This is a genomic window from Nocardioides sp. GCM10023255 (genome assembly GCF_042653125.1).
Lineage (GTDB): Bacteria > Actinomycetota > Actinomycetes > Propionibacteriales > Nocardioidaceae > Nocardioides.
Genome location: NZ_JBHSHU010000005.1, coordinates 43,949 through 68,722, shown reverse-complemented (window position 1 = coordinate 68,722; position 24,774 = coordinate 43,949). Strand labels below are relative to the sequence as shown.

The following is a 24,774-nucleotide window of genomic DNA, read 5'->3' as shown; positions in this document are numbered from 1 at the left end:
CCGTCAGCGGCTCGATGTTAGCCGGTCAGCCCGGTGGTGCGGTGGAAGTCCCGGGGACCGCCGACGGGATCACGGACACCACGTTGGAGAACAGGTCCTCGGCCACCGCCGATCCCTTCTCTGCCTGGAGCCGGAACTCGTAGCGGTGGCCGTTGGTCAACCCGCCCGCCACCCAGGGCGATCCCGTCACCGGGTAGGGCAGCCGGGCCCAGTCCTCGCCCGTCGTGGCGTCCCGCCGCCAGACGGTCTCGCCCGTCGCCCCGGGCGGCGACTCCCAGCGCAGCGTCGCCTCGCCGTCACCGGGATCCGCGGAGAGGACCGCCGTGACCCGTGGCCCGTTCGGGACGGCCGGGAGGGGGCGCGGGTAGTCGGTCCCGATCCCCAGGGAGGCGAGCGCGTCGGCCACTCCGGCGGCGATCTTGACCTCGCCGGTGGCCGTGGGGTGGGCGGGGTCGTAGGTGTCGACGTCCTCGACGTACGGCTGCACGGGCTGCGCCACCACCACCCGGGAGTCCTCGCTGTCGAGGTCCGCCGCGAGCTCCTGCAGGTCGGCGTCGTACTCCTCAACGCCCGGGAACCACGTCTGCGGCAGCCCGCCCAGGACCACCGACACGTCGGGGTCGGCGGACCGGGCGTCCTTGACGAAGTCCCGTGCGTGCTCGATGACGTCGGCGGGCGCGGCGTGGTCCCAGGCGATGTCGTTGAAGCCGAGCATCTCGACCACGACGTCAGGGTGGTAGGTGTCGACGAGGTCCCCGATCGGCTGGTCCTGGTCCACGAACTTCATGCCCCAGCGGGCGGCGTGGTCCTGGTCGAACTCCGGATCGGCGTAGGCGTGCGAGCCCTGCTTCCCCGCGACGTTGTCGAGCAGCCCGTCCTCCGGCCCGACGAAGTCGAAGGGGACGTCCGCGTCGACCAGGTGCTGGGCCAGCCGGTAGCGCCAGGTCCAGTCGCCCGCGGACCCCTGGGTCACCGAGTCGCCCACCAGGAGGATCCGGACCGGCTCGTCAGCCGACCGGCAGGCCGCGGCGAGGGGCAGGAGGCCCAGGAGCAGGACCGCGAGGAGTGCCGTCAGGGCGCGCTGTCGCGACATCCGGCCCCCTTCCACCCCGCTCATCGTAGGCAGCCCGGCCTCGGCGCCGGGCACCGGGCGCAGGCGGTCAGGCGCTCCGCTCGGCGGCCGCACCGGAGAAGGTACGCCGGTACTGCTGCGGGCTCACGCCCCGCGCGCGGGTGAAGTGGTGACGCAGCGTGGCGGCGTTCCCGAAGCCGACCTCGTCGGCGATCCAGTCGACGGAGTGGTCGGTCAGCTCGAGCAGCTCCTCGGCGGCCTGCACCCGCTGCGCGGTCACCCAGGTGTGCGGCGTGGTGCCGGTCTCGGCGCGGAAGCGGCGGGCGAAGGTGCGCGGCGACATGTGCGAGCGCCGGGCCAGCTCGTCGACGCTCAGGTCGTCGCCGAGGTTCTCCACGATCCAGGCGAGCAGCGGGCCCAGGGTCTCGGCGTCGCAGTCGGGCACCGCTCGGGCGATGAACTGGGCCTGCCCGCCGGAGCGGTGCGGCGGCACGACCATGCGGCGGGCGGCCGCAGCCGCGGTGCGGGCGCCGAACTGCTGGCGCATCAGGTGCAGCGCGGCGTCGAGACCGGCAGCGGAGCCGGCCCCGGTCACGATGGTGCCGTCCTGGACGTAGAGGACGTTCTCGTCGACGTGGGCCAGCGGGTACCGCTCGGCGAGCACGTCGACGTGGCGCCAGTGGGTCGTGCACCGGCGGCCGTCGAGGAGGCCCGCCTCGCCGAGGACGAACGCCGCCGTGCAGTGCGCGAAGACGAAGGCACCGCGGGCGTGCGCGGCCGCGACCAGCTCGACCACCTCGGGCGACGGAGCCAGGTAGTCGCGCTTGGGTGCGATGCAGAGCAGGTCTGCGTCGGTGGCGGCGTCGAGACCGTTCTCGACATGGAGGTCGAAGCCCGAGGGGCCACGGACCCGGCCCGGGCGCGGTGTCGCCACGACGAAGTCGAAGACCGGGTTGTCGTCCTCGGGGTGGTAGGGCTCGGCCCAGACCTCGCACATCGCGCCGAGCCCGAAGGGCTCGACGCCGTCCTGCACGAGCACGGCGACGCTGGTCACGCTGGAGGACATGGCACCAGACTGCCGCATCAATGGCAGAAAAACAACGTCCAATGACTTTTCTGCCACTGGTGGCGGGATCTCGACCGGCGCAGACTTACTGCCATGACCTTCCTGATGATCCTGCTGGCGCTGGCAGTGCTGATGAGCGCAGAGACCGTCCGCCTGGCCGTCCGTGACGGCCGTGGCCCCCAGCGCCCGCCGCGCTCCCACCTCGACGACCACCGCTTCCAGTCCCCCGCCCTGCCCCACTGACCGCGCCCCACCCGAGCGTGCCGCGCTGAACCCTCTCCTCTGGTCCCCGGCCCCGTTTCGCCGCCCCCGTCGGGGGGAAGCGTGCCGGCATGGGACTTCGGGGGACGACGATCACCACGGCACTGCTTGTCCTGGCGCTGGCCGGCTGCAGCAGCTCGGACGCCGAGCCGGAGGCAGGCGGCAGCGCAGGCGCCAGCTCCTCCCCGCAGTCAGGTTCGGCCTCCGCCTCGGCCGACCCCGACGAGCCGACCCCGCTGGACCCGTGCGCGATGACGCCGGAGAAGTCCTGGCAGGCCCTCGTCCCCGCCAAGCAGCGCTCGCACGTCGTGCTGACCGCCGACTTCGTCACCCAGCGAGGCATCCTCCTCCTGGACGACTACGCCCGCTACGCCTGCCAGATCAGCTACGACAACGGGGTCAAGTCCCCGGGGATCACCTGGGGCTACTTCCCGCAGACCTTCCGCCCGCACGACCTCGAGAAGGTGCTCGAGGGAGCCGGCGGCACGCGGATCCCGTCGTTCAGCTATCCCGCCTTCACGACGGGCGACTTCACCTCGAGCCAGGCGATCGGCCTCAACAGCTCCACGGCGTTCTTCGTCTCGGTGGACGAGAAGCTGAACTCGGTCATGCACGGCGACACCCGCACCAAGGACCGGGACCTGGTCCGGGTGCTGAAGGAGCTGGGCGGCCAGGTCCCGCTGGAGGAGCAGACCAGGATCGACCTGCCCGCCGACTGCCCGGGCGCCCGCTCCGACGAGGTATCCGCGGCGTACGGTCCCGTCGACTTCGCCCGCGGCGGCGAGGACGGCGACGGCCGCTCCTGGTGCCTGTACATCAACCAGGAGAAGTCGTCGCAGCTGAGCCTGCGGGCCTTCCACCTCACCGACGAGGCCTTCGAGTCGTTCTACGACCAGACGAAGACGAACCCCAACCGCGTCGACATGTTCGACGGACCCCCCGGCGTCATCCGGATGATCAGCCTCGGCGAGGACGGCAGCGCGGACTCGATCGTCCTCGACCCCGAGAGCCACTTCTACGTCGACGTGAAGATCGAGTCGGTGCGGCAGACCCCCGGGCGGGCCGACCGCGGCGCGGTCATCGCGCTGGCCAGGGCGTACGCCGACCTCGTGTCGGCAGGTCAGGCCTGAAATGACACCGACCCGCCCGAGGATCTCGGGCGGGTCGGTGTGCGTGTCAGCTCAGGCGGTCAGCCGCCGGAGGGTCAGTTGCCCCCGCCGGTCAGCTTCTCGCGCAGCGCCTGCAGGGCCTCGTCCGACGCGAGCGAGCCGCCCTCGGACTCGGTGGCGACGTCGTCGTTGCCGCTGGAGTACGACGTGGCCTCGCCGGCCTCGACCTCGGCCTGCTTGGCCTCGGCCTGCTGCTTGACGTGGGCCTCCCAGCGAGCGTGCGCCTTGGCGTACTGCTCCTCCCAGGTCGCGCGCTGCTCCTCGAAGCCCTCGAGCCACTCGCCGGTCTCGGGGTCGAAGCCCTCGGGGTAGACGTAGTTGCCCTGCTCGTCGTAGGTCGCGGTCATGCCGTAGAGGGTCGGGTCGAACTCCTCGACGTCCGTCGCGGCCGCGGTGTCGTTGGCCTGCTTGAGGGACAGCGAGATCCGGCGACGCTCGAGGTCGATGTCGATGATCTTGACCATGACGTCGTCGTTGACCTGGACGACCTGCTCGGGGATCTCGACGTGGCGCTCGGCCAGCTCGGAGATGTGGACCAGGCCCTCGATGCCCTCCTCCACACGGACGAACGAACCGAACGGCACCAGCTTGGTGACCTTGCCCGGGACGATCTGACCGATCTGGTGGGTGCGGGCGAAGTGCTGCCACGGGTCCTCCTGCGTCGCCTTCAGCGACAGGGAGACACGCTCGCGGTCCATGTCCACGTCGAGGACCTCGACGGTGACCTCGTCGCCCACGGCGACGACCTCGGACGGGTGGTCGATGTGCTTCCACGACAGCTCGGAGACGTGGACGAGACCGTCGACGCCGCCGAGGTCCACGAACGCACCGAAGTTGACGATCGAGGAGACGACACCCTTGCGGATCTGACCCTTCTGGAGCTGGGTCAGGAAGCCGTGGCGGACCTCGGACTGGGTCTGCTCGAGCCACGCACGACGCGACAGGACCACGTTGTTGCGGTTCTTGTCGAGCTCGATGATCTTCGCCTCGAGCGTCTGGCCGACGTAGGGCTGCAGGTCGCGGACGCGACGCATCTCCACCAGCGACGCGGGCAGGAAGCCGCGCAGGCCGATGTCGAGGATGAGACCACCCTTGACGACCTCGATGACGGTGCCCTCGACGACGCCGTCCTCCTCCTTGACCTGCTCGATCGTGCCCCAGGCGCGCTCGTACTGGGCGCGCTTCTTGGACAGGATCAGGCGGCCTTCCTTGTCCTCCTTCTGGAGGACGAGGGCCTCGACCTTGTCGCCGACCTCGACGACCTCGGAGGGGTCGACGTCGTGCTTGATCGACAGCTCGCGCGAGGGGATGACGCCCTCGGTCTTGTAGCCGATGTCGAGCAGGACCTCGTCGCGGTCCACCTTGACGATGGTGCCGTCGACGATGTCACCGTCGTTGAAGTACTTGATGGTCGCGTCGATCGCGGCGAGGAAGTCCTCTTCGGAACCGATGTCGTTGACCGCCACCTGGGGCGCGTCGTAATCGGGAAGAGTGGAGATGGTGCTCGTCATAAGGGAAAAAGATCCTTGGATGGTCAGTTGTCGTGCGGGCACGCCGGACGTCGCGTTTCACTACCGGTGAGATACCCCGCCGGACTGGCGGGGCTGATAGCGAGCGAGAGTCCACTCCGTCCGGGACGCAGGCAGACATCAGGCGCAACAGCCAGCGTACGCCGCGGCGTGTCGCCGCGTCCAACCGGCGAAGCGCTCTGGCCATGCAGGTCTCGTGCGAGTATGCACGGGCTGCTTTGCGACTCCGCGCCCGAGCACGGCGGCGACCCCGACGCAGGCTTGCGGTGCCCGTGGAGGCGCGGCCTTGGAGACCACCCCGACGGGTGCGCCGCAGCCACCGCTGGCCTCACTGCCAGCGGCTCGCGGACGGCCGTCGAGCAGCGTGTGCGAGTCAGCACCACCCGGCCGGGCAGCACGGCAGGCCCGATCGCCCGGTGGGTGCCGGGTGGTCAGGCCTGCGGGTGCTGCTCGTGTGGCTAGTTGGTGTCGAGGCGGATGGTGCCGTACGGAGTGACGAGGTACCTGCGGCCGTGGGGGCCGTGCCACTCATACGTGCCGTCGCGCCGTCGTCGATAGCGCCAGCGGCCACTGGTCTTGCACCTGTGATGTCGCCGGCACAAGGGGGCGAGCCGGTCGGGTGCGGTCTGGCCGGGTGGCCCGCCCTCGTCCATCGGGATATAGGGGTCGATGTGGTCGAGGTCGGATCGTCTTGCGTCGATCTGGCACCAGGGGAAGACGCAGTGGCCGTCGCGGAGGATGACCAGCTCGCTCATCCAGGGTGGTGGGTCGTGCTGGTCGACCGCGTTGCGGCTGTTCATGTCGAGGATGGGCTGGACGGTCACGCGGGAGCGGCCGACCCAGTCCTTGATCAGGTCGATGGTGGCGGGGCCGAGCCGCTCGACGGTGCCGGTCGCCGTCACGCCGGCCGCACTGCCGGGGCCGTCGGGACCTGTCGTGGGCGTGCAGCCGGTGGCGAGGTCGGCCAGGGAGAGGTGGAGGTAGAGCCGGGTCTTGGGCGGCCGCGGCTTCGCGGGCGACATTGGCTGATCCGGAACCTGGCCGGTGACGGAGAGGAGGTCGAGGGTGGCCTGCTGGGCGGCGATCACGCCGAGGGCCTTGGCCTTGCGGGTCTCGAGGTCGTCCTGGTCGCCCATGGCCTTGAGCTGGGCGGCCTGGTCGCAGACGAGGTCGTGGAAGGCGGTGAGGTCGAGGGTGTCGCCGGCGACATCGAGGTAGGAGGTGCCGTCGAACCGGCCGGGGTGGTCGTGGCGCAGGGTGACGTGCCAGCCAGCCCTCCCCTTGTTCTCCTTCTGGGCGATCAGGTCGGGGTCGAACTTCGCGATCGCGTGCGCCACCGTCGTCTCGACCGCCCGCCACCCGCACGAGGACAACCTCGGGGCGAGCTGCTCGTCGACGTAGGCGGCCGCTGCCCGGGAGAGCTGGTGGGTGGCCTGGGCGACCTGCCGGGCCCGGTACGGCTCCACCGCCAACTGCTCGACGAGTCGCCAGATCCGGGGCAGCCGGAACTGCAGGTCCAGCGCGTCGGCGATCAGCGCCATCCCCGCGGTCGTGGAGATCCCGAGCGTGGCGGCGACCGGCTCGGGCGCGAACGCCGCCACCGCCGGGGTGCCGTCACCGCCCAGCGACTCGTCGGTCAGCAGGACACTGGGGCCGCCCCAGGTCGCCACCCCGGTGTCGACGGTGGCGGGGTGCAGCACCGCCCACTGCAGGGCCAGCCGGAGCTTGCCGCGCTCCTCGGCACGGGCGCCCTGCCGGCGGATCTCGAGGAGCTCGAGCACGCCGTCCGCGTCGAGGTCGTCGACCTCGACCGGGTCCCAGTTGGCGCCTGTTTCGAACATGCGTCCATAGTCGCATCGACCACCGACACCCACCCCCCGAATCGGGCCCGATCCGGGCGCGCTGGGGAAATCCGAAGGTAAAACTTCCGGCCGGGCCGCCGCCCTACCTCGGCTGCGCAGGTCTTGCTGGCGTTCCCTCTCCATAGCTGCCCGGGCCGCAACCACAGTCGGCCCGCAGGCCCCACGCGGCGCTGGGGTCCCTGCCTACGACACCGAGCCTCGACGACGCTCGATGGTGTTCGCTGCTCGACCATCGGTCCCCAGTCGAGCCCCGCGGACCATCCGCCGCCCGCCCCTGCCGCGGCAGCATGACCTTCGCCTCTGGCGACGGCCGCGCCGACATTCCTAGCGTGAGTGCTTCGCATCCCACCGAGGAAGAGCGAGGGACCCCATGAAACGGCTCTACATGACGACCTACCGTTTCCGTGACGGACTCGGGGCGGACGAGCTGCGAGAGCTCACCAAGCAGTTCATGGAGATCGGCACGGCCCCCGGCACGATCGCGCACTACGCCTCCCTCGACGGGAGGGGTGGGTTCGTGGTCTCCGAGGACGACGACGACCCGAGCGAGACCTTCAAGGTCACCTTGCAGTACGGCCCGTGGATCGAGTTCGACGTCGTCCCCGTCGCGACGATCGAGGAAGCGTTCCCGGTCATCCTCAGCGTCTACGGCTGAGCCTCGTCCCGCAGGGGCACGTCGGGGTCCCCGGCGCGCGCGATCGCGCGCAGCAGCCGGTCGGCCCACTCCGCCACGATGTTCTGCGAGCGACGCGGGGCCAGGTCGAGCAGCGCCCAGAGGTCGGCCGCGCGGGCCAGGGCCAGCGCCTCGTCCCGCCGCCCGCCGCGGCGGGCGACGTAGGCCTCGAGCACGGCGTCGACGAAGGCGGGGTCGCGCTCGAAGCGCAGCAGGTTGCCGAGGTCGGTGAACGGGTGCCCCGCGTGGGCATACTCCCAGTCGACGAGACCGGTCACCTCGAGGGTTTCGGGGTCGACGAGGACGTTCTTGGGGTTGAAGTCGCTGTGCACCAGGCAGTGGCGGGTCACGGTGTCGAGCAGCGCCTGCGCCTCGACCGCGACCTCCCGGAGCCCGCCGAGCTCGTCGGGGGTCCACCAGCCCAGGCCGGGCTCGGCCAGGTCGACCACGGCGGGCAGCCCGTCCACCTGCTTCCCGTCGATCGTGAAGGTGCCGATGGTGAGGTCACCGTCGACGAACGGGCCCGCCTTCAGCTGGGGCATGCCCCCGAGGTCGGCGAGCAGGCCACCGAGGTGCGCGCCGAGGACCGAGCGCCGGGCCGCGTCGAGCTCGGGCAGCAGCACCTCGGCCCGGACCCCGGGGAGGAACGACGTCACCAGCAGCGCCGGCATCCCGGTGGCCGGGTCGGCGCGGCGTACCTCCAGGACCTCGGGCACGGGCAGGAGCCCCCGCACCAGCCGCAGCAGCGAGGCGTCCACCTCGTGCGCGGCGTCGCCGCGGTGGCTGGGGCGCGCATAGATGCGTACGACGCTCCGCTCCCCCGCGACGTCGGCGACGAACGTCTCTCCGGACCAGCCCCCGGCCAGTGGCGTCAGGGAGGTGAGGTCCATGGCAGTAGTCTGCCGAACGTGAGCGCCGAGCAGTCATCCGGCCACCCGCCCGTCCGCGTCGAGCGCCGCCCCGTCGACGAGGCCGAGTCCCGACGGGCCAACGGTCCCGACTGGGACCGCTACGCCGACGAGTACCAGGCCACCCACGGGGAGTTCCTCGGCGACGTCGGCTTCGTCTGGGGCCCCGAGGGGCTGACCGAGGCGGCGGCCGGCGTGCTGGGCGACGTCCGCGACCGCGACGTGCTCGAGGTCGGCTCCGGCGCCGGGCAGTGCTCGCGCTGGGTCCGCGCCCGGGGCGGCCGGGGCTACGGCCTCGACCTGTCCTTCCGTCAGCTCCAGCACTCGCGGCGCATCGACATGAACAGCGGCGTGGCGGTGCCCTCGGTGCTCGGGACGGCGACGCACCTGCCGTTCGCGGACGGCTCCTTCGACGTCGTCTTCTCGTCCTTCGGGGCGCTGCAGTTCGTCAGCGACATCGACCAGGCGGTGGCCGAGGCCGCCCGGGTGCTGCGGCCCGGGGGCCGGTTCGCCTTCTCGATCACCCACCCGACCCGCTGGATGTTCCCCGACGACCCGTCGGAGGCCGGGCTGGTGGCCAGCCAGTCCTACTGGGACCGAACGCCCTACGTCGAGGTCGACGACGCGACCGGCGTGGTGTCGTACGTCGAGCACCACCGCACGCTCGGCGACTGGGTCGCGCTGCTGGCCGACGCGGGGTTCGCCCTCACCCGCCTCCTCGAGCCGGAGTGGCCCGAGGGGCACGAGCGGGTCTGGGGCGGCTGGTCCGGCACGCGTGGCCAGTTCACCCCGGGCACGGCCATCTTCGTGGCCGACCTGCGCTAGGTCCTAGCGGGTCGCGGTCCCTGCCGGGGTGCGCGGCTCGCTCGCGGAGGCGCTGTGGCCGCCACCGCGGTTGCGACGCTGGAGCAGCAGCAGCGCGACCCCGATCAGGAAGACCGGGATCCCGACGAGGTAGCCCACCAGCGGCACGGTCTTGACGACGAGCTGGATCATGCCCCACTTCTCGTCGACCTCGTCGACCTTGGCCTGCTGGGTGCCGTCGGTGAACTCGAGCTGCAGGTCGAGGATCTTGGTGCCGTCCTCGAGGTAGCGCTGCTGGTCCTCGACCTGGTTCAGGATGCTGCCGGTGTTGGGGTCGACGTAGATCTCCTTGACGTCGTCGTAGACGCCCGGGACACCTTCGAGGACGTCGGTCTTGGCGTCCTTGGTCGTGATCTTGTAGACGTAGGCCTCGATGCCCTTGACCTCGTCGGTGCGCTCGTAGACCGCGTCGACGGCCTTGCCCAGCGTCCCCTCCCAGTACTGGTAGGTCTGCTTCTGGGCGTCGAAGGGCCACTTGTTGACCAGGCCCTCGTGCTGCACGGCGTCGTCGGGGAGGTAGCCGTCGTTGGGGACGGACTCCGCGGTGTGCCGGTCGGTGGCGAAGGTGTCGATCTCGGCCGTGATCAGGCGCGGGTCCTTGTCGTCCACGCAGACCCGGTCCTGACCCTCGTCGACGACCACGCAGGTGGTCTGCACGAAGACCGCGACGTCACCGTCGGACTTGTTGCTGTCCGACTTGTTCACGTCGATCGCATAGATGGCGGAGTTCTCCAGCTTGCCCGTCTCGGGGTTCAGCTTGTCGGCCTGCCCCTCGAGGTAGGTCGTCGTGTTGACGTCGATGGGGGTCCGCTTGACCTTGTCCGGCGCCCACACCTGCGCGACGACAGCCGCCACGATCAAGAAAGCACCGAGGGCGACCAGCACGGGCGCCAACCACTTGAACTTCACGAATCCCCTCCCGGGAGCGTCAGACCGGCTGAACCGTACCAGTCAGTAGGGGTCGTGTGTGGCCACTCGCACACACGATCACCCAGATCGGGAGGCCACCTGTGAGATAGTCCGGCCCGTGTTCGCCCGCCTCCTACGGTACGCCCGAAACCGGGCCGCGGACCGCAGGATCGTCATGGCCGGCCTCGCGCTGGTTGCCGTCCAGCTCGGCTACCGGGCCTGGGCGCTGGCGGGATCGTGGTTCTACTTCGACGACCTCGCCTTCATGTCGCGCGCGATGAACCAGCCCTTCGACCTCGGCTACCTGACCGAGTCGTACGGCGGGCACCTGATGCCGGCCGGCTTCGCGGCCGCCTGGGTGCTCACCGACCGAGCGGTCTACGACTGGTGGCCCTGGGCCCTGACCCTGCTGGCGATGCAGGCGGTCGCCGGGGTCGGCATGCTCCGCCTGCTGCTGTCGATGTTCGGGCACCGCCGCCTGGTCCTGGTGCTGCTGGCCGGCTACCTCGGCTACGTGTTCACCCTGCCCGCCGGGCTCTGGTGGGCGGCGGGTATCAACCAGCTGCCGTTCCAGATCGCCCTCGCGTTCGGACTCACCTCCCACCTCGCCTACCTGCGGACCGGCCGGGTGCGGCACCTCGTCGCCACGCTCGCCTGGACCGTCGCCGGACTGGCGTTCTACGAGAAGACGCTGCTCCTCTTCGGCATCTACGCGATCGTCGCGCTGGGCTGGTTCTGCCGGGGCAACACGCCCGAGCGCCTGCTGTCGCTGTGGGCCCGCTACCGCCCCGGCATCGTGGCGCACACGGTCGTCGCAGCGACGTACCTCGCGCTGTACGTCGAGTACGGCCTCAACTTCTCCCCCGGCGACAGCAGCAACCAGCCGTGGTCCCCGATCGCCTGGAACCTGGTGGCCGTGGCGCTGCTGCCCGGGCTGGTGGGTGGTCCGATCACCTGGGAGCCCCTGACGGTCGGCTCCTTCGCCGACCCCTCCCAGATCGTCCAGCTGGCCTCCTGGGCCCTGGTCGGCGCACTCGTGGTGTACGCCTACCGCACGCGCACCCGCAGCGGCCGGGCCTGGGCGCCGCTGCTCTTCACGCTGCTGGCCAACGTCGCCCTGCTCGCCTCGGCGCGCGCCAACATCGTCGGGCCGGACATCGCGCGCGAGTACCGCTACCAGACCGAGTCGGGCGCGCTGTTCGTGCTGTGCGTCGGGCTCGCGTTCCTCCCGCTGCTGGGCGCCGACGAGGTCAACGAGGCGCGCCCCGAGGTCCCCCGCCCCTACGAGCGCCAGGGCGTCGTGGTGCTCCTGTCCCTGGCCGTCGCGGCCGCGGCGCTCACCTCCAGCGACCGCTACATCGAGCTGTGGCAGGACCGGAACCCCACCGAGGCCTACATCTCCTCGGTGCGCAGCAGCCTCGCCGCCGCCGAGGACAAGCCGGTGCCGCTGGTCGACACCGGCATCCCGCAGACGCTGCTCTGGGCGTTCCGCTACCCCGAGAACGCCTACAGCCACGTGCTCCGCCCGTTCGCGGACGAGACGACCTACCCGCGCCACGCCGTCGACCGGCTCTACATGTTCGACGACGCCGGCCACCTCGCCCCGGTGGTCGTGCCACCGACCCGGCAGATGGTTCCCGGCACCGGCTGTGGCTACCCCCTCAAGGGCCGACGCACGGTGATCCCCCTCGACGGGCCCGTCATCGGGGGCGGATGGTGGATCCAGATCGGGTACGCCAGCCGCCGGGCGCTGTCGTTGCGGGTCACCGCGGGCGACGACGTCCACGACCTCGACCTCCCGGCGGGGCTGCACAACGTGTTCGTCCAGGCGTCCGGCGAGTTCCAGGAGGTGACCGTGAGCGGGTACCCACGCTCCAGCGACGCCTGCGTCGCCGAGCTCGCGCTCGGCGTCCCCGTCCCCGTGGCGGCCACCTCGTGACCGGCACCCACACCCGCCCCTCCCCCGCGGCAGCCACCGTCACGGCCACCCGCCGCCGGCTGTCCCGGCTGGCCCACGCGCTGGAGCACGACCGGGTGCTCCAGACGGCGCTAGCGATGATCGTGGTCCAGCTCGCCTTCCGCGCCTGGGCGACGTACGGCTCCTGGTTCCACTACGACGACCTCAACTTCATGTCGCGGATGATGAACGAGGGCCCGGGCCTCGACGTGGCGGCCCGGCAGTACTCCGGTCACGTCATGCCCGCCGCGATGTACCTCTCCTGGCTCGCCAACGCCGTCGCGCCCTTCGACTTCCGGGTGACCGCGACGATGCTGATGGCGATGCAGGCCCTCGCGGACGCGGGGCTCCTGGTGCTGCTGGTCCGCCTGTTCGGACTGAGGCGGGGCATCCTGCCGCCGCTGGCGCTCTACCTGTTCTGCGCCATCTCGGTCCCGATCGCCGTGTGGTGGGCTGCCGGGGCCAACCAGCTCCCGCTCCAGGTCGTCCTGTTCTGGGGGCTGGCGTCCCACGTCTCCTACCTGCGCACGCGACGGCGCCGACACCTCGTGTCCACGGCCGGGTGGCTGCTGCTCGGCTTCTGCTTCTACGAGAAGACCCTGCTGGTGTTCGGCGCGATCGCCATCGTCTCGCTCTGCTACTTCGCGACGGGATCGCTGCTCGACCGGCTCCGGCTGCTGTGGCAGCACTACCGCCCGGCGATCTGCCTGTACGTCGCCATGGGCATCGCCTACCTGGCGCTCTACGTCCGCATCGGGCTCACCTTCGAGCCGGAACGCGCGGGCAGCGACGCGCTGGGCGCCGTGATCTCCAACATGACGATCCAGGCGTACCTCCCGGCCCTGGCCGGTGGACCGCTGCACTGGGAGGAGCTCGAGCAGGGCGGCTACCCCACGCCGAGCGGTCCGGTGCTGCTGGTGAGCATCCTGGTCGTCCTCTACGTCGTCCGCGAGCTCGCCCGGCACCGCCGGCGCAGCATGCGGGCGCTGTGGCTGCCCGGCTTCTTCCTGGCCTGCAACATCGTCCTGGTCCTCGCCGGACGGGCCTCGTACGTCGGCGCGCTGATCAGCCTCGACTACCGCTACCAGGGCGAGCTCGCCGCGGTCACCGCCGTCGCGCTGGCCTGCGCCGCGATGCCGATCCGGGGCGCCGTCGAGACCGTGGAGAGGACCGGGACCAGCCCGCTGCTCGACGTCCCGCACCGCGTCACCGGGCTGGTGGCGGCGGTCAGCGCCCTGGGCCTGGTGTCGTCCGCGCAGTACGCCGTGCACTGGCAGGAGGCGGCCCCCGCCAAGTCGTACTTCGCCACGCTCTTCCGCGAGCTCGACGCCGCTCCGGGCACGGTCTCGCTGGTCGACCAGCGGGTCCCGACCGACGTGATGTTCGGCCTGGGCTACCCGGAGAACGCGCTGAGCCACCTGCTGCACGACGATCCCGGCCCGGCCCGCTTCGTGGACGTGGCCACCGACCACCTCTCGATGGTCGACAGCCACGGCCGGGTGGTGCCCGCGATCGTGCCGGACACGCGGCGCGGCCGCCCCGGTCCACGCAAGGAGTGCGGCTTCCGCGTCGGCGACCAGCCGGTCACGATCCGTCTCGACGGTCCGGTCGCGTACGGTGGCTGGTGGGTGCGGATCGGCTACATCGCCACGGGCGACAGCCCCGTGCGGATCACCACGGGCGACGTGACCCACACGACCACGGTCGAGGCCGGGCTGCACGCGCTCTACCTCGCGGGCGGCGGCCGGTTCGACGAGATCGAGGTCTCCGCCCTGGCCGAGGGTGTGTCATTGTGCACGGACGACGTGACCGTCGGCCGCCCAGTTCCCAGGACGGAGTTCGCCCCGTGACCTTCCAGGACCGCTCCTTCCCGACCCTGAACGCGGTGCGCGCGGCCGGCGCGATCATGGTGGTGCTGACCCACGCGGCGTTCAACACCGGCCAGATCAACCACGGCTGGACGGGGGCCGCGCTGGCCCGCCTCGACTTCGGCGTCACGCTCTTCTTCGTGCTCTCGGGCTTCCTGCTGAGCCGGCCCTACTTCCTCACCCGTGAGCTCGGGCGCCCGTGGCCGTCGACCTGGCACTTCTGGTGGAAGCGGGCCCTGCGGATCCTGCCGCTGTACTGGGTGGTGGTCGTGGCCTCGCTGCTCCTCGACCCCGCCAACGAGGACGCCACCTGGCAGGACTGGCTCAGCCACCTGACCCTGACCCAGCTCTACCGCCCCGAGCTGCTGGCCAGCTCGCTGACGCAGATGTGGAGCCTGTGCACCGAGGTGGCGTTCTACCTGCTGCTGCCGTTCCTGTGCCACGCGCTGGTGTGGGGCCGTCGGCAGCGCGACGGCCTGCACCTGCCGACGATCTACGGGCGGGCGGCGGTGCTGGCCGTCCTCGGCGTGATCTGGCAGGCCGTCGTGGCCCAGATCCCCGGCCACGAGGGCCACTACGCCCAGTGGCTGCCCGGCTACCTGCCGTGGTTCCTGGTCGGCACCTGCTTCGCGGCCCTCTCGGCCGACCTCGTCGTGCACCCGCGCGAGCACCCGGTGGAGCGCCTGGGCCGGGACCTGCCGGGCTGCTGGATCCTGGCGACCGCTGTGTTCGCTATCGCCTGCTCCCCCGTCGCCGGTCCGCGGACGCTGCTCCCCCCGGGCGGCTGGGAGGCCGCCTCCAAGGTGGTGCTCTACACCGTCGCCGGGGCGTTCTACCTGCTCCCCCTGGTGTTCGGGCCGGTCCGCGAGGGCTGGGTGCGCGCCAAGCTCAGCAGTCCCGTCCCGGTCTGGCTCGGCGACATCTCCTACGGCGTGTTCGCGATGCACATGTTCTTCCTGAACCTGGTCTTCAGGGTCCTCGACATCGAGATCTTCACCGGGCACTTCATCACCGTCGCGCTCGCCACGCTGCTCCTGACGATCCCGGTGGCCACGGTGTCGTTCCGCTGGTTCGAGCGGCCGATCCTGCGCGCCAAGAACGTCTGGTTCTTCGCGCGCCTCGACACCGCCAGCCGCCCCGAGCGCGCCTCGGTGCTCTGAGGGCTCGTGTCCCGGTGCCGCCGGCGCGCACCCGGCGACCGGAGGGAGGACGGGCCGGCGTCGCTAGCCGCCGGCGTCGGTGCTGATCAGCCCCGTGTGACGGAGGATCTCGTCGACGACCTCGGTGAGCGGTGGGGTCGCATCGATCACCACGCCACTCCTGGGGATGTCCTCCCCGGTCCGGTGGAGCCGGACGATCAGGTCGCGCTCGGACGGTCGCGAGCCCCACTCGTCCTGCGGGCGTCGGTCCAGCCGCCGGAGCAGCGTGTCGAGATCGACATCGAGGACGAAGACCTCGTCGAACAGGTCGATGAACTTCACGAAGTTGCGAGACCCACCGCAGAAGAATGTGGCGGGCTCGCGCCGGTCGGCGGCCAGCTGCCGTACGCGTTGCACGTCCCAGAGGTGGTGCTCGTGCACGGCAGTCGCGAGCGGCTGGCCGGTCTCGGGATCGCCCTGGTAGGCCAGCTCCCTGTCGCCGTTGACCGCCTGGTAGCCACGCCGCTGCAGCTCACGGCACACCGAGGTCTTTCCCGTCCCGGAGACGCCCTCGACGAGGTAGTTGCGCACACCCATCGGGGCAGTATCGGCTCGGGCTCCTGCGAAGGACAAGCGTGCAGACCCGCACGGCGCCGGCGACCGGGAGCACCGGCCGGGCGAGGCCGTGCGCCCGGAGGTCAGTCAGCCGGCCGGTCGGCCCGGTGCACGTGCGGGTGGGCGTCGTTCCGTCGCAGTCCGGCGAGCGCCGCGACCGCGAGGCAGATCGCAGCCAGGCTCCACGCCTGGCTCCAGCCCACCGCCCAGCTGCGGTCGGTGATCGCGGACCACGACAGTGCGAGGCTGCCTACGAGCAGCGTGAGACCGGCCAGCAGCGGCCAGCCCTGGAAGCGACGAAGCCCGAGGCCCGCCGCGGTCGCCACCAGGACGCCGGCCAGGCCCCACCAGCCGCAGAGCAGGCCGCCGGCCAGCACCGCGACGGCCAGGTCCAGCAGCCCGGGCCGACCGGCGTCGAGGGCCGGCAGCTCCCGCCGGGCCGGGGAACGACGTGCCCGGAGGACCGACCCCACGACGACCAGCAGGCAGGCCCCGACCAGCACGGCTCCCCCGGCCAGCAGCAGGCTGAACGTGCCCGCAGGGCGGAAGGTCAGCTGCACGTCGCCGGCGGCGCCCGCCGGCAGGCGCCACCCCTGCTTCCAGCCGTCGACCCGCTGGGGGGTGAGCTCCTGGCCCTGCCAGGTCGCGACCCAGCCGTCGTTGACGTTCTGCGGCACGGTCAGCAGCGATGCGCTCGAGCGCTCCGGCACCGCGACGGACACCGGTTCGCCCCGTTCGTCACGCGTGACCGGCACGTCCCGGGTGGTCGGGGTGGTCGTGGCCCCGGTGCGGTGCAGCTCCAGGGAGTCCACCCGGAACAGGTGCGAGGGGGCGGCGAGCACGTCGGTGGTCCGGGCGTCCAGGGACACGTCCGGGTCGCCGCAGACCTCGAAGGGCACGCTCTCTCCCCGGACCAGTGCCCGGGTGCTGGCCTGCAGCCGGGTCCGGAGGACCTGGTCGCCGACACGCACCGTGGGGCCGCTGCCACAGCCGAACGAGCGGGGAACCGCCGTCTGGGGCGCGAGCGACTCCCGGTTGACCCGCAGCCCGCTGATACCAGCCGGCATCTCCACGAACTGCTGACCGACGACGGAGAACGCCGGCTCGGTGGTCAGCACCCGCAGGTCGAGAGAGTCGGTGCGCCAGCCGGGGAGCCGGGCCCGGCCGTCCTCGTCGAGGTCGAGGACTCGGGTGCGCCCCTCGGCCCGGACCTGCAGTCGGCTCGGCATCGACGCGGCGGCGGCCGGGTTCAACCGCACCCGCAGCTCGCGCACGACGCGCGGCGCCCCCAGCTCGACGTGCAGGCGTTCACGGGTGTCGGTGGTCACCCACGTCGTCGCGAGGTTCCCGTCAACGGCGGCCAGCGGTCCCTCCGCGACGTCGGCCGGGCGGCCGCCGCTCGCGGTCGCGGACGCGCCGGAGAGGAGCAGCCTGCGTCCGTCGGTGGTGCGACGAAGCGAGACCGTGCCGGAGAGCTCGTAGTCCTCGGCATAGGCCGGGGTGAAGCGGCGCGCCAGCACGTCCCCGTCCTCGCCGGGCGAGACGAGCGCGTCGTCGCAGGGCAGCGCGTGCCCGACCTTCACGCAGGCGGCCCGGTCCGGGTCACGCGTCAGTGAGACCGTGTCGAGGGGGTAGCGGTCGTCGACCCGGGGCAGCTGCAGATAGCGCTGCGACTGGACGCCGGGGACCTCGACCTCGGCCAGGCCGAAGGACCCGGGCAGCCGCAGGTCGCGACCGGCCGCGGTCACCCGGAGCACCGAGGTGTCGGTGAAGCCGGTCCGGTAGGTCCGGGACCGTCCGGGCGCGGGAGCGGCCACGACCAGCGTGTCCTCGCCGGAGCCCAGACGCAGCCGCGGCACCGGCGCCGAGTCCCGGGAGAGCGTGACGCGCACCTGCGCGACGTCGGTGGGTTGACCGAACGTCACCTGCCACCACTGGCCGGTGGGGTCCACCTGGCGCGCCGATCGCCAGGCGGTCGACGGGTCCCCGTCGAGGGCGGCCCCGGGGTGGGAGCCGATCTGCAGCGGCGGCAGCGCGTCGGCGTACGCCTCCGAGCTGGTCGAGGTGACCGCGCTGACGTCACCGGTCCACACGGCCGTCGTCTGCCAGCGGGCGGGGTCGGCGAGGAAGCGGTGGCTGTGCTCGGGGCCGTTGAGGCGGTACGGCTCCCCGGCCGACATCGTGGCCGACCGGTTCCAGCGGACCGCGGCGAAGTTGGTCTCGCGGCGGCGGGCACCGTCGGTGAGCACGAGCCCCGCCTCGTCGCCGGACGCGTCCTCGGCGAGGACCCGCTGCGCCGGCCCGGCCAGCCCGGCCCGCAGCCCGCTGCCCGGGTCACCCATCAGCACCTGCGGGTCGGTGGTCAGCCGGGCACCGGCCGGCGGATCGACGTCGTACACGTCGATGGAGCCGGTGCGGGCCGCCAGCCCGTTCCCCGTCACCAGTCGGGTGCCACCGTCGGCACTGGTCGTCCAGGCGCCGGAACCGACCCGGGGGCCGAACGACCTCGCCGGCGTGATGCCCTCCGAGGCGGTCAGCACGCTGCGGACGTAGGCCGGGTCGGGACTGCCGGTCTGGAAGCGGGCCAGGTCGTTGCGGACCACGATCCGGCCCACGCCGTTGGCCGCGAGGTAGGCCGCGAGGGTGTCGCTGGGGCGGCCCGACTCCACCGCGCGGGTGACGGCGTCGAGGAACACCACGTTGCCGGGCGGGGCGAGCGGGATGACGTTGCGCACGGCCCACGGGCTCTGCGCGAGCCCCTGCATCACGTCGTCGTGGACGTTGCCCCAGTCGTAGACGCCGAAGGCCGAGGCGGGCAGCTCGAGGGCCACCGTGCCGTCGTCCTCCTCGGCGAGGTAGTCCGCCGCCGCGGACCAGTAGCGGGGCACCGCCTCCACCCCGTTGCGGGGGGCGATCTCGTCCTGCGCCCAGGGCAGCGCCAGGGCGACCAGGGCGAGGGCGGTGGCCACCTGCAGCGCGCGCAGCGCCGGCCGGGCGCCGGGCCCGCGCAGCAGCCGAGGGATCAGGTGCAGGGCGTGCGCGACGCCGAGGACCAGCGGGATGCGCAGCACGACGTCGAACTTGTGCAGGTTGCGGAACGGCGCCAGGGCGCCGTCGAGCAGGCCGGTCCGGTCCGCGGCCCACCACCCGGCGAGGTCGCCGGAGTAGCCGAACCCGACCAGGGTCACGCCGACCAGCAGGCCCAGCGTCAGGAACCGCTGGTGCGGGTTGCTGCGCAGCAGCACACCGACCAGTCCCAGGGCCGCGACGCCGGCCGCGTCGACCATCAGGAAGGGTGTCGTCACGAGGTGCTGGCCCGCGGGGTAGTCGATGCCGGCGAAGTAGGCGACCCAGTCCGACGTGCCCAGCAGCGTCCGCGCCAGGCCCGTGGGGACCGTCGTGATGGTGGCGTTCTCGATGTAGTCCAGGAACGGCGGGGAGTAGCGCCCGAGCAGCAGCAGCGGTCCCGACCACCAGGCCGTCGCGAGGCCGGTGAACAGCACCCACCACCCGAGCAGCCGCCACTTCCGCGGGCCACCGGCGCGGGTGAGGATCCACAGCAGGCCCAGGGGCAGGACCGCGGCCACGGCGACCGCGTTGACGCCACCGCAGGTCGCGACCGCCAGCGCGCTGAGCGCGGCGCCGCGGCGTACGGACCCGCGCTCGCTCGCCGCCACCAGCGGCAGCAGCACCCAGGGCGCGATCGCCATCGGCCACACCTCGACCGAGACGCCGCCCAGCAGCGTCGTGATCCGGGGGGTGAGCACGAACGCGAAGCCCGCGACCACCTGGGTGACCGGCGACCCGAGGCCGAGCCGCTGGGCCAGCCTCACGATGCCGACGAAGGCCAGGCAGAGCAGCAGGCTCCACCACAGCCGCTGGACCACCCACGGCGGCAGGTGCACGAGGTCGCCGAGCCAGAAGAACGGCCCCATCGGCCAGGCGTAGCCGTAGGCCTGGTTCTGCAGCTGGCCGAAGGCCGCGGACGGATCCCACAGGTGCAGTCCGCCGGTCAGGAACTTGCCCGGGTCGGTGACCAGGTCGAACTTCGTGTCGGCGACCATCCTCCCGGCCGACTGCGCGAAGCAGAAGGCCGTGAGCACGGCGGCGTAGCCCCACATGCGCAAGCGCGACGTGGCCGACGCACGCGCCGGCCGCTCCTCCGGCCGGCTCACGCCTTGCGCACCACGATGACGAGGTTCCAGGTCACGAGCTCACGCAGGATCGGGACCCGGGTGAGCCAGTGGCTCCAGCGGGGGTTGTAGCGGGGCACGACGTCGAGCACCTCGCCGGCCGTCTGCTGCCGGGCCCAGGCGAGACCCGCCCGCACGGTGACCGGGAACAGCGACTCGCCGTACCGGTTCTTGGGCTCGTGGCCGTGGTGCGCGCGGTAGCGCCGCCGGGCGTACCGGCCGCCGAGGAAGTGCCAGGGGGCGGTCTCGTGGCCGCCCCAGGGGCCGAACCAGACGGTGTAGGAGATGAAGGCGACCCCACCGGGCCGGGTGACCCGCAGCATCTCGTCGGCCATCCGCCACGGGTCGGGCACGTGCTCCAGCACGTTGGAGGAGTAGCAGAGGTCCACGCTGGCGTCGCGGAAGGGCAGGTTCATCCCGTCGCCCACGACCGTTCCGGCAGCGATCGCGCCGGTGCCGGACAGCTCACCGACGTCGGCGTCGAGGGCCCAGTACTGCGCACCGGCCGCCTCGAAGGCAGCCCTGAAGTAGCCCGGTCCCCCGCCCACGTCCAGCACCGTGCGCCCGGACAGGTCGAGGTAGGTCGACAGCTGCCCGACGGAGTCCGCGGCGAGCGCCGAGTAGAACCGGTCGGGGTCGCTCTGCTCGACCCGGAAGTCGCCGAAGAGCCGCACCGACCGGCGCAGGTCCGGGGTCCACGCGCGCGGGGACGGCGTGGAGCGGGTGTGCATGGCGCAGACCCTATCCGAGCACCCACGGGGTCCCGACGGCCTCACCGTCGACCCCGCGATAGCCTCGCCGGATGCCGACGACCGACGCCCGCATGCTCGAGGGCCGGCACGTGGTCTTCCTCAGCTGGCGCGACACCGGCAACCCCGAGGGCGGCGGCGCCGAGCGCTACCTCGCCAAGGTCGCCGAGGGGCTGGTCGCCCGGGGCTGCCGGGTCACGGTCTTCAGCGCGGCGTACGCCGGCGGCGCCCCCGACGAGGTCGTCGACGGGGTCCGGCACGTGCGTCGCGGGTCCAAGCTCTCGGTCTACCTGCAGGGCATGAGGCTGCTGGCCACCCGCCGGTTCGGCCGGGTCGACGCCGTGGTCGACGTGCAGAACGGCCTGCCGTTCTTCTCCGCCGCCGTCACCCGGCGCCCGGTGATGGTGCTGGTGCACCACGTGCACCGCGAGCAGTGGCCGGTCGTCTACCCCGGGCTCACCGGGCGGGTCGGCTGGTGGATCGAGAGCCGATTGGCGCCGTACCTCTACCGCCGGTGCCAGTACGTCGTGGTGTCGCGGGCCACCCGCGAGGAGCTGCGCGGGCTCGGCGTGCGCGGCCCGCGGGTCGCGGTCGTGCACAACGGCACCGACCCGGTCGTGGCCGTGCAGGCCCGCAAGAGCGCCCACCCCTCGGTCTGCGTGGTGGGCCGGCTGGTGCCGCACAAGCAGGTCGAGCACGCGATCGACGCCGTCCTCGCGCTGCGCGCGGAGTTCCCCGACCTGCGCCTGCGGATCGTGGGCAGCGGCTGGTGGGACGCCGAGCTGCACCGCTACGTGTCCGAGCGCGGAGCCGGCGACGCAGTCGTCTTCGAGGGTCATGTGTCGGAGGTCCGCAAGCAGGAGGTCTACGAGGAGTCCTGGGTGATGGCCCTCCCCTCGGTCAAGGAGGGGTGGGGCCTCGTCGTCGGCGAGGCCGCCGCGCACGGCACCCCCACCGTCGCCTACGCGAGCGCCGGCGGCACCCGTGAGTCGATCGCGCACGGGGTCTCGGGCGTGCTCGTGGACGACCAGCAGGCGTTCACCGACGCGCTCGGCGAGCTGCTGCGCGACGCCCGGCGCCGCAGCGAGCTCGCCGAGGGCGCACGCCTGCACAGCGTCCGCTTCAGCTGGGGCCACTCACAGTCCGCGTTCGCCCACGTGGTCGCCTCCGCGCTGCGGGGCGAGAGGGTCGACAGCCAGGACGCCGTCGAGGAGTGAGGTCGTGCCGGTCGGCCCGGAGGGCAAGGCCTACTGCGTCGACCCGTAGTCCATCACCGGCTCGCTGACGTTCGCCGGTGAGTTGCTCGCTCCGTCGGTCTGCGACTCGATGACGCCGACCAGGGTCACGCCTGCCAAAGTCCCGCCGACGACCATGCCGACGACGGACAACAGGATTGGGTGCACGGTGGATCCTCCCTCTACGGGACGGAAGTTATCACCTCCGGGCACGGGAACCCGCCACGACGCGGGTTCTTCGCCAACCAACGGTAAGGATTCCGGCCACCGGCAGCAGCAGGAACGCCGTCCAGGCCGCACCCGTGGCAGCATCCCTCGCGACCGAGGACGTCCGCGGGGCGACCGGCTCGTCGAGCCGCACCACCTCGAGGTCCCTGCCGTCGAGGAGCGTCGTGCCGGCGACCGGGGCGTCGTAGTCGCGGGTGGTGGGGACGTCGTGCTCGCGGACCACCAGACCGACCCCGAGTGCCGCCAACCGGCGGGACCGGGCCTCTGGGTCGGGTGCCCGCAGCGCCGCGAGCACCTCGGGGACCCTCGGGTCCTCGCCTGCCAGCACCCGTCCCGAGACGCTCAGCTGGTCGCTGGCGAGGTAGTCGCGGGTCAGGTAGCGCCCGGCCGGGTCGAGCACCTTGCGGCCACCGTTCCACACCGGAGCCCGGTAGCTGGTGAACGGCAGCAGCAGGACGTCGCCCGGTGCCGTGCTCGCGGCGACCAGGTCGCGGGCCCGCGCGTAGTCGGCCGGGTAGTCGGCCGGCTCGAGCCGGCCGCCCAGCCCCCACGCCACGTCGGGCATCAGCGCCAGCGGGAGCAGCGCGCCGGCCAGTCCGACGAGGACCCGCGGCCCCTGGTCGGGCCACCGGTCGGCGAGCCGCTCCGCGGCCGCCGCCACCAGGACCGCGGTCAGCGGCGCGCAGAGCGCGAGCATCCGGCCCCCGTCGCGGAGCAGTCCCCCGCCGGGCACGTGGCTGGCGACCCACCCTGCCGCGCCGGGGGCGAGCCAGGTGACCAGCGCCAGGGTGTAGCCGACCAGCCAGACCGTGACGAGCGAGGCGGTGTCGCGTCGCCCCAGCCGCCGGAGCACGGGCCGGGCCCCCGCCAGGGCGGCGACGAGCAGCACGAGCGTGGCGAGCACCGTCAGCAGCAGGCTGTGCCGCGAGCCCGGGACCACCTCGGCGTTCCAGATCCCGCCGAGGCTCAGCGCGGCCAACGGTCCCGGGAGCGGCCCCTCGTCACCGAGGCCGAAGACCGAGCCGGCGCCCGTGGACGTCGCCGTGGACAGGTGGAGCAGGCCGGCCACCACCCAGGGGGCGTTCGCGGCCGCGCAGAGCGCCACCAGGCCTGCGCTCCGTCGCGGGGTACGACGCGAGACGCCGGACACGAGCAGGGCCAGCGAGGAGAGCAGCGCGGCGCTCGCGCTCAGGCTGCCCAGGGGCAGGAGCAGCAGCGTGGCCGGCGCCAGGCGGGCGCCCCGCCGGTAGCGCGCGCCCTCGACGAGCAGCCACGGCAGGACGGCGTACCCCAGCAGGACCGGCCAGTGCCCCATCGCGAGCCGCTCGACGACGAACGGGTTCCAGACGTAGACACTGACGGCGACGCAGCCCGCGAGGGCGCTCCGTCCCACCAGGCGCAGGATTCCCAGCCCGGCGAGCACCAGGCTGCCCACGAGCACCAGCTTCTGCAGCAGCATCCCCGGCACGAGCTCGTCGAGGACGGCCACGACCGCGTCCGACGGCACCGCACGCGGCAGGGCGGTGCCGAGCCCCAGGAAGTCGGCTCGCAGGGCCAGGTCGGGCACCCACACCATGTCGTAGGTGAGCACGAAGCCCCGGCCGAGGGCCGGCCCCAGCAGCAGGAGCGGGAGGACCACGGCCCAGGCCCGCGGCAGGATCCGCGCGGGCGTCGGTCTCACGGTGTCGGTCTCACGGTGTCGCGCTCACAGCGGCAGCCGGCGGAACAGCGGGCGAGGGACGTGACGCAGCCCCGACATCACGCCGCGCATCGCTCGCGGCACCCAGACCAGGTCGTCGCCGCGGGCCACGCCCGTGACCACGGCGTCGGCGACCTGCTCGGCCGTCACCGACAGCGGAGCCGGCGAGCGCCCCTCGGTCATCTTGGTCCGCACGAAGCCCGGGCGCACCACCAGGACCCGGGCGCCGCTCCCCCGCAACGCCTCGCCCAGGCCGAGGAAGAACCCGTCCATGCCGGCCTTGGTGGAACCGTAGACGAAGTTGGAGCGGCGCACCCGCTCGCCGGCCACGGACGACAGCGCCACCACGACGCCGTGGCCCTGACGCCGCATCACGTCGGCCAGGCAGACCCCGACGCTCACCGCGCCGACGTAGTTGACCCGGGCCAGGGCGACCGCGGCGTCGTGGTCCTGCCAGGCCTGCTCCTCGTCGCCGAGCAGGCCGAAGGCGACGACCGCCACGTCGATGTCCCGCTCGCGGGCGATGTCGTCGACCAGGCCGGGGTGCGCGTCGGTCTGCTCGGCGTCGAAGTCGACGGCGTCCACGCTCAGCCCCAGGGCCCGGACCCGCGCGACCGCCTCGTCGCGCCGCGGGCCGGGCCGGGCCGCGAGCACGACGTGCGGCCGGCAGGTGCGCGCCCAGGCGGCCACGACCGCCTGCGCGATGTCGCTGGTCCCGCCGAGGAGCAGCACCGTCTGCGGCTGTCCGAGCGCGTTGATCATCGTCTCTCCCTCATCG

The 24,774-nt window shown here is 72.4% G+C and carries 20 protein-coding genes; 8 read left to right on the top strand and 12 right to left on the bottom strand.

Annotated features, from left to right (window positions below; all coding sequences use genetic code 11):
• Positions 1 to 25: 25 nt before the first annotated feature.
• Entirely contained in the window at positions 26 to 1,093 is a 1,068-nt protein-coding gene (locus ACFO9I_RS09405) for a GDSL-type esterase/lipase family protein (protein ID WP_379180112.1), read from the bottom strand.
• A gap of 67 nt (positions 1,094 to 1,160) precedes the next feature.
• Entirely contained in the window at positions 1,161 to 2,138 is a 978-nt protein-coding gene (locus ACFO9I_RS09400) for a GlxA family transcriptional regulator (RefSeq protein ID WP_379180110.1), read from the bottom strand.
• 93 nt (positions 2,139 to 2,231) lie between these two features.
• Here ACFO9I_RS09400 and ACFO9I_RS09395 point away from each other — a divergent pair, with 93 nt between their 5' ends.
• Together ACFO9I_RS09395 and ACFO9I_RS09390 are read left to right on the top strand one after the other, a co-directional pair.
• A complete protein-coding gene (locus ACFO9I_RS09395; protein ID WP_379180108.1) occupies positions 2,232 to 2,381 on the top strand; it encodes a hypothetical protein in 150 nt (49 codons plus the stop codon).
• Positions 2,382 to 2,470: 89 nt separating this feature from the next.
• Positions 2,471 to 3,529 carry a hypothetical protein gene (locus ACFO9I_RS09390; RefSeq protein WP_379180106.1) on the top strand — a complete coding sequence of 353 codons (1,059 nt, stop codon included), beginning with the start codon at positions 2,471 to 2,473 and terminating at the stop codon, positions 3,527 to 3,529.
• Positions 3,530 to 3,603: 74 nt separating this feature from the next.
• On the opposite strand, the gene rpsA is transcribed toward ACFO9I_RS09390, so the two are convergent.
• A complete protein-coding gene (gene rpsA, locus ACFO9I_RS09385) occupies positions 3,604 to 5,079 on the bottom strand; it encodes a 30S ribosomal protein S1 (RefSeq protein WP_379180104.1) in 1,476 nt (491 codons plus the stop codon).
• A 476-nt stretch (positions 5,080 to 5,555) separates the two neighbouring features.
• On the bottom strand, positions 5,556 to 6,938 hold the full coding sequence (locus ACFO9I_RS09380) for an HNH endonuclease signature motif containing protein (RefSeq protein WP_379180102.1): 1,383 nt from the start codon (positions 6,936 to 6,938) through the stop codon (positions 5,556 to 5,558).
• A 406-nt stretch (positions 6,939 to 7,344) separates the two neighbouring features.
• On the opposite strand from ACFO9I_RS09380, the gene ACFO9I_RS09375 reads away from it, so the two are divergent.
• The gene (locus tag ACFO9I_RS09375; RefSeq protein ID WP_379180100.1) at positions 7,345 to 7,614 is read left to right on the top strand and encodes a DUF3303 domain-containing protein; all 270 of its coding nucleotides are present in this window, start codon (positions 7,345 to 7,347) and stop codon (positions 7,612 to 7,614) included.
• On the opposite strand, the gene ACFO9I_RS09370 is transcribed toward ACFO9I_RS09375, so the two are convergent.
• Entirely contained in the window at positions 7,605 to 8,522 is a 918-nt protein-coding gene (locus ACFO9I_RS09370) for a phosphotransferase family protein (RefSeq protein WP_379180098.1), read from the bottom strand. The genes ACFO9I_RS09375 and ACFO9I_RS09370 overlap by 10 nt on opposite strands.
• Positions 8,523 to 8,540: 18 nt before the next feature.
• Between ACFO9I_RS09370 and ACFO9I_RS09365 the strand changes: the two genes are divergently transcribed.
• Positions 8,541 to 9,365, top strand: coding sequence for a class I SAM-dependent methyltransferase (locus ACFO9I_RS09365; RefSeq protein WP_379180097.1), 825 nt, complete (start codon positions 8,541 to 8,543; stop codon positions 9,363 to 9,365).
• A gap of 3 nt (positions 9,366 to 9,368) precedes the next feature.
• Here ACFO9I_RS09365 and ACFO9I_RS09360 read toward each other — a convergent pair whose 3' ends face one another.
• Complete coding sequence (locus ACFO9I_RS09360; protein WP_379180095.1) at positions 9,369 to 10,313, bottom strand: DUF3068 domain-containing protein; 945 nt, start codon at positions 10,311 to 10,313, stop codon at positions 9,369 to 9,371.
• Positions 10,314 to 10,488: 175 nt separating this feature from the next.
• Here ACFO9I_RS09360 and ACFO9I_RS09355 point away from each other — a divergent pair, with 175 nt between their 5' ends.
• Genes ACFO9I_RS09355 through ACFO9I_RS09345 form a run of 3 tightly spaced genes read left to right on the top strand, consistent with a single transcriptional unit; the run spans position 10,489 to position 15,298 of the window.
• The gene (locus ACFO9I_RS09355) at positions 10,489 to 12,252 is read left to right on the top strand and encodes a hypothetical protein (RefSeq protein WP_379180094.1); all 1,764 of its coding nucleotides are present in this window, start codon (positions 10,489 to 10,491) and stop codon (positions 12,250 to 12,252) included.
• On the top strand, positions 12,249 to 14,120 hold the full coding sequence (locus ACFO9I_RS09350) for a hypothetical protein (protein WP_379180092.1): 1,872 nt from the start codon (positions 12,249 to 12,251) through the stop codon (positions 14,118 to 14,120). Before ACFO9I_RS09355 ends, ACFO9I_RS09350 begins: the two co-directional genes overlap by 4 nt.
• The gene (locus ACFO9I_RS09345) at positions 14,117 to 15,298 is read left to right on the top strand and encodes an acyltransferase family protein (RefSeq protein ID WP_379180090.1); all 1,182 of its coding nucleotides are present in this window, start codon (positions 14,117 to 14,119) and stop codon (positions 15,296 to 15,298) included. Before ACFO9I_RS09350 ends, ACFO9I_RS09345 begins: the two co-directional genes overlap by 4 nt.
• 63 nt (positions 15,299 to 15,361) lie before the next feature.
• On the opposite strand, the gene ACFO9I_RS09340 is transcribed toward ACFO9I_RS09345, so the two are convergent.
• From ACFO9I_RS09340 to ACFO9I_RS09330, 3 genes are all read right to left on the bottom strand, one after another.
• Complete coding sequence (locus tag ACFO9I_RS09340; RefSeq protein ID WP_379180088.1) at positions 15,362 to 15,874, bottom strand: AAA family ATPase; 513 nt, start codon at positions 15,872 to 15,874, stop codon at positions 15,362 to 15,364.
• A 101-nt stretch (positions 15,875 to 15,975) separates the two neighbouring features.
• On the bottom strand, positions 15,976 to 20,067 hold the full coding sequence (locus ACFO9I_RS09335; RefSeq protein ID WP_379180086.1) for an alpha-(1->3)-arabinofuranosyltransferase domain-containing protein: 4,092 nt from the start codon (positions 20,065 to 20,067) through the stop codon (positions 15,976 to 15,978).
• Entirely contained in the window at positions 20,064 to 20,816 is a 753-nt protein-coding gene (locus ACFO9I_RS09330) for a class I SAM-dependent methyltransferase (protein WP_379180084.1), read from the bottom strand. Before ACFO9I_RS09330 ends, ACFO9I_RS09335 begins: the two co-directional genes overlap by 4 nt.
• Positions 20,817 to 20,887: 71 nt before the next feature.
• Here ACFO9I_RS09330 and ACFO9I_RS09325 point away from each other — a divergent pair, with 71 nt between their 5' ends.
• Positions 20,888 to 22,051 carry a glycosyltransferase family 4 protein gene (locus ACFO9I_RS09325; protein ID WP_379180082.1) on the top strand — a complete coding sequence of 388 codons (1,164 nt, stop codon included), beginning with the start codon at positions 20,888 to 20,890 and terminating at the stop codon, positions 22,049 to 22,051.
• A gap of 30 nt (positions 22,052 to 22,081) precedes the next feature.
• On the opposite strand, the gene ACFO9I_RS09320 is transcribed toward ACFO9I_RS09325, so the two are convergent.
• Genes ACFO9I_RS09320 through ACFO9I_RS09310 form a run of 3 tightly spaced genes read right to left on the bottom strand, consistent with a single transcriptional unit; the run spans position 22,082 to position 24,758 of the window.
• Positions 22,082 to 22,237: a hypothetical protein gene (locus ACFO9I_RS09320; RefSeq protein WP_379180080.1), complete on the bottom strand. Its 156-nt coding sequence runs from the start codon at positions 22,235 to 22,237 to the stop codon at positions 22,082 to 22,084.
• 31 nt (positions 22,238 to 22,268) lie between these two features.
• Positions 22,269 to 23,978: a hypothetical protein gene (locus ACFO9I_RS09315; protein ID WP_379180078.1), complete on the bottom strand. Its 1,710-nt coding sequence runs from the start codon at positions 23,976 to 23,978 to the stop codon at positions 22,269 to 22,271.
• A 24-nt stretch (positions 23,979 to 24,002) separates the two neighbouring features.
• A complete protein-coding gene (locus ACFO9I_RS09310; protein WP_379180076.1) occupies positions 24,003 to 24,758 on the bottom strand; it encodes a decaprenylphospho-beta-D-erythro-pentofuranosid-2-ulose 2-reductase in 756 nt (251 codons plus the stop codon).
• Between the last annotated feature and the right edge of the window lie 16 nt (positions 24,759 to 24,774).

Coding starts and splice junctions, on each gene's coding strand:
- ACFO9I_RS09405 (WP_379180112.1), bottom strand. CDS start 1,093: ATGTCGCGACAGCGCGCCCTGACGGCACTCCTCGCGGTCCTGCTCCTG.
- ACFO9I_RS09400 (WP_379180110.1), bottom strand. CDS start 2,138: ATGTCCTCCAGCGTGACCAGCGTCGCCGTGCTCGTGCAGGACGGCGTC.
- ACFO9I_RS09395 (WP_379180108.1), top strand. CDS start 2,232: ATGACCTTCCTGATGATCCTGCTGGCGCTGGCAGTGCTGATGAGCGCA.
- ACFO9I_RS09390 (WP_379180106.1), top strand. CDS start 2,471: ATGGGACTTCGGGGGACGACGATCACCACGGCACTGCTTGTCCTGGCG.
- rpsA (WP_379180104.1), bottom strand. CDS start 5,079: ATGACGAGCACCATCTCCACTCTTCCCGATTACGACGCGCCCCAGGTG.
- ACFO9I_RS09380 (WP_379180102.1), bottom strand. CDS start 6,938: ATGTTCGAAACAGGCGCCAACTGGGACCCGGTCGAGGTCGACGACCTC.
- ACFO9I_RS09375 (WP_379180100.1), top strand. CDS start 7,345: ATGACGACCTACCGTTTCCGTGACGGACTCGGGGCGGACGAGCTGCGA.
- ACFO9I_RS09370 (WP_379180098.1), bottom strand. CDS start 8,522: ATGGACCTCACCTCCCTGACGCCACTGGCCGGGGGCTGGTCCGGAGAG.
- ACFO9I_RS09355 (WP_379180094.1), top strand. CDS start 10,489: ATGGCCGGCCTCGCGCTGGTTGCCGTCCAGCTCGGCTACCGGGCCTGG.
- ACFO9I_RS09340 (WP_379180088.1), bottom strand. CDS start 15,874: ATGGGTGTGCGCAACTACCTCGTCGAGGGCGTCTCCGGGACGGGAAAG.
- ACFO9I_RS09330 (WP_379180084.1), bottom strand. CDS start 20,816: ATGCACACCCGCTCCACGCCGTCCCCGCGCGCGTGGACCCCGGACCTG.
- ACFO9I_RS09325 (WP_379180082.1), top strand. CDS start 20,888: ATGCCGACGACCGACGCCCGCATGCTCGAGGGCCGGCACGTGGTCTTC.
- ACFO9I_RS09310 (WP_379180076.1), bottom strand. CDS start 24,758: ATGATCAACGCGCTCGGACAGCCGCAGACGGTGCTGCTCCTCGGCGGG.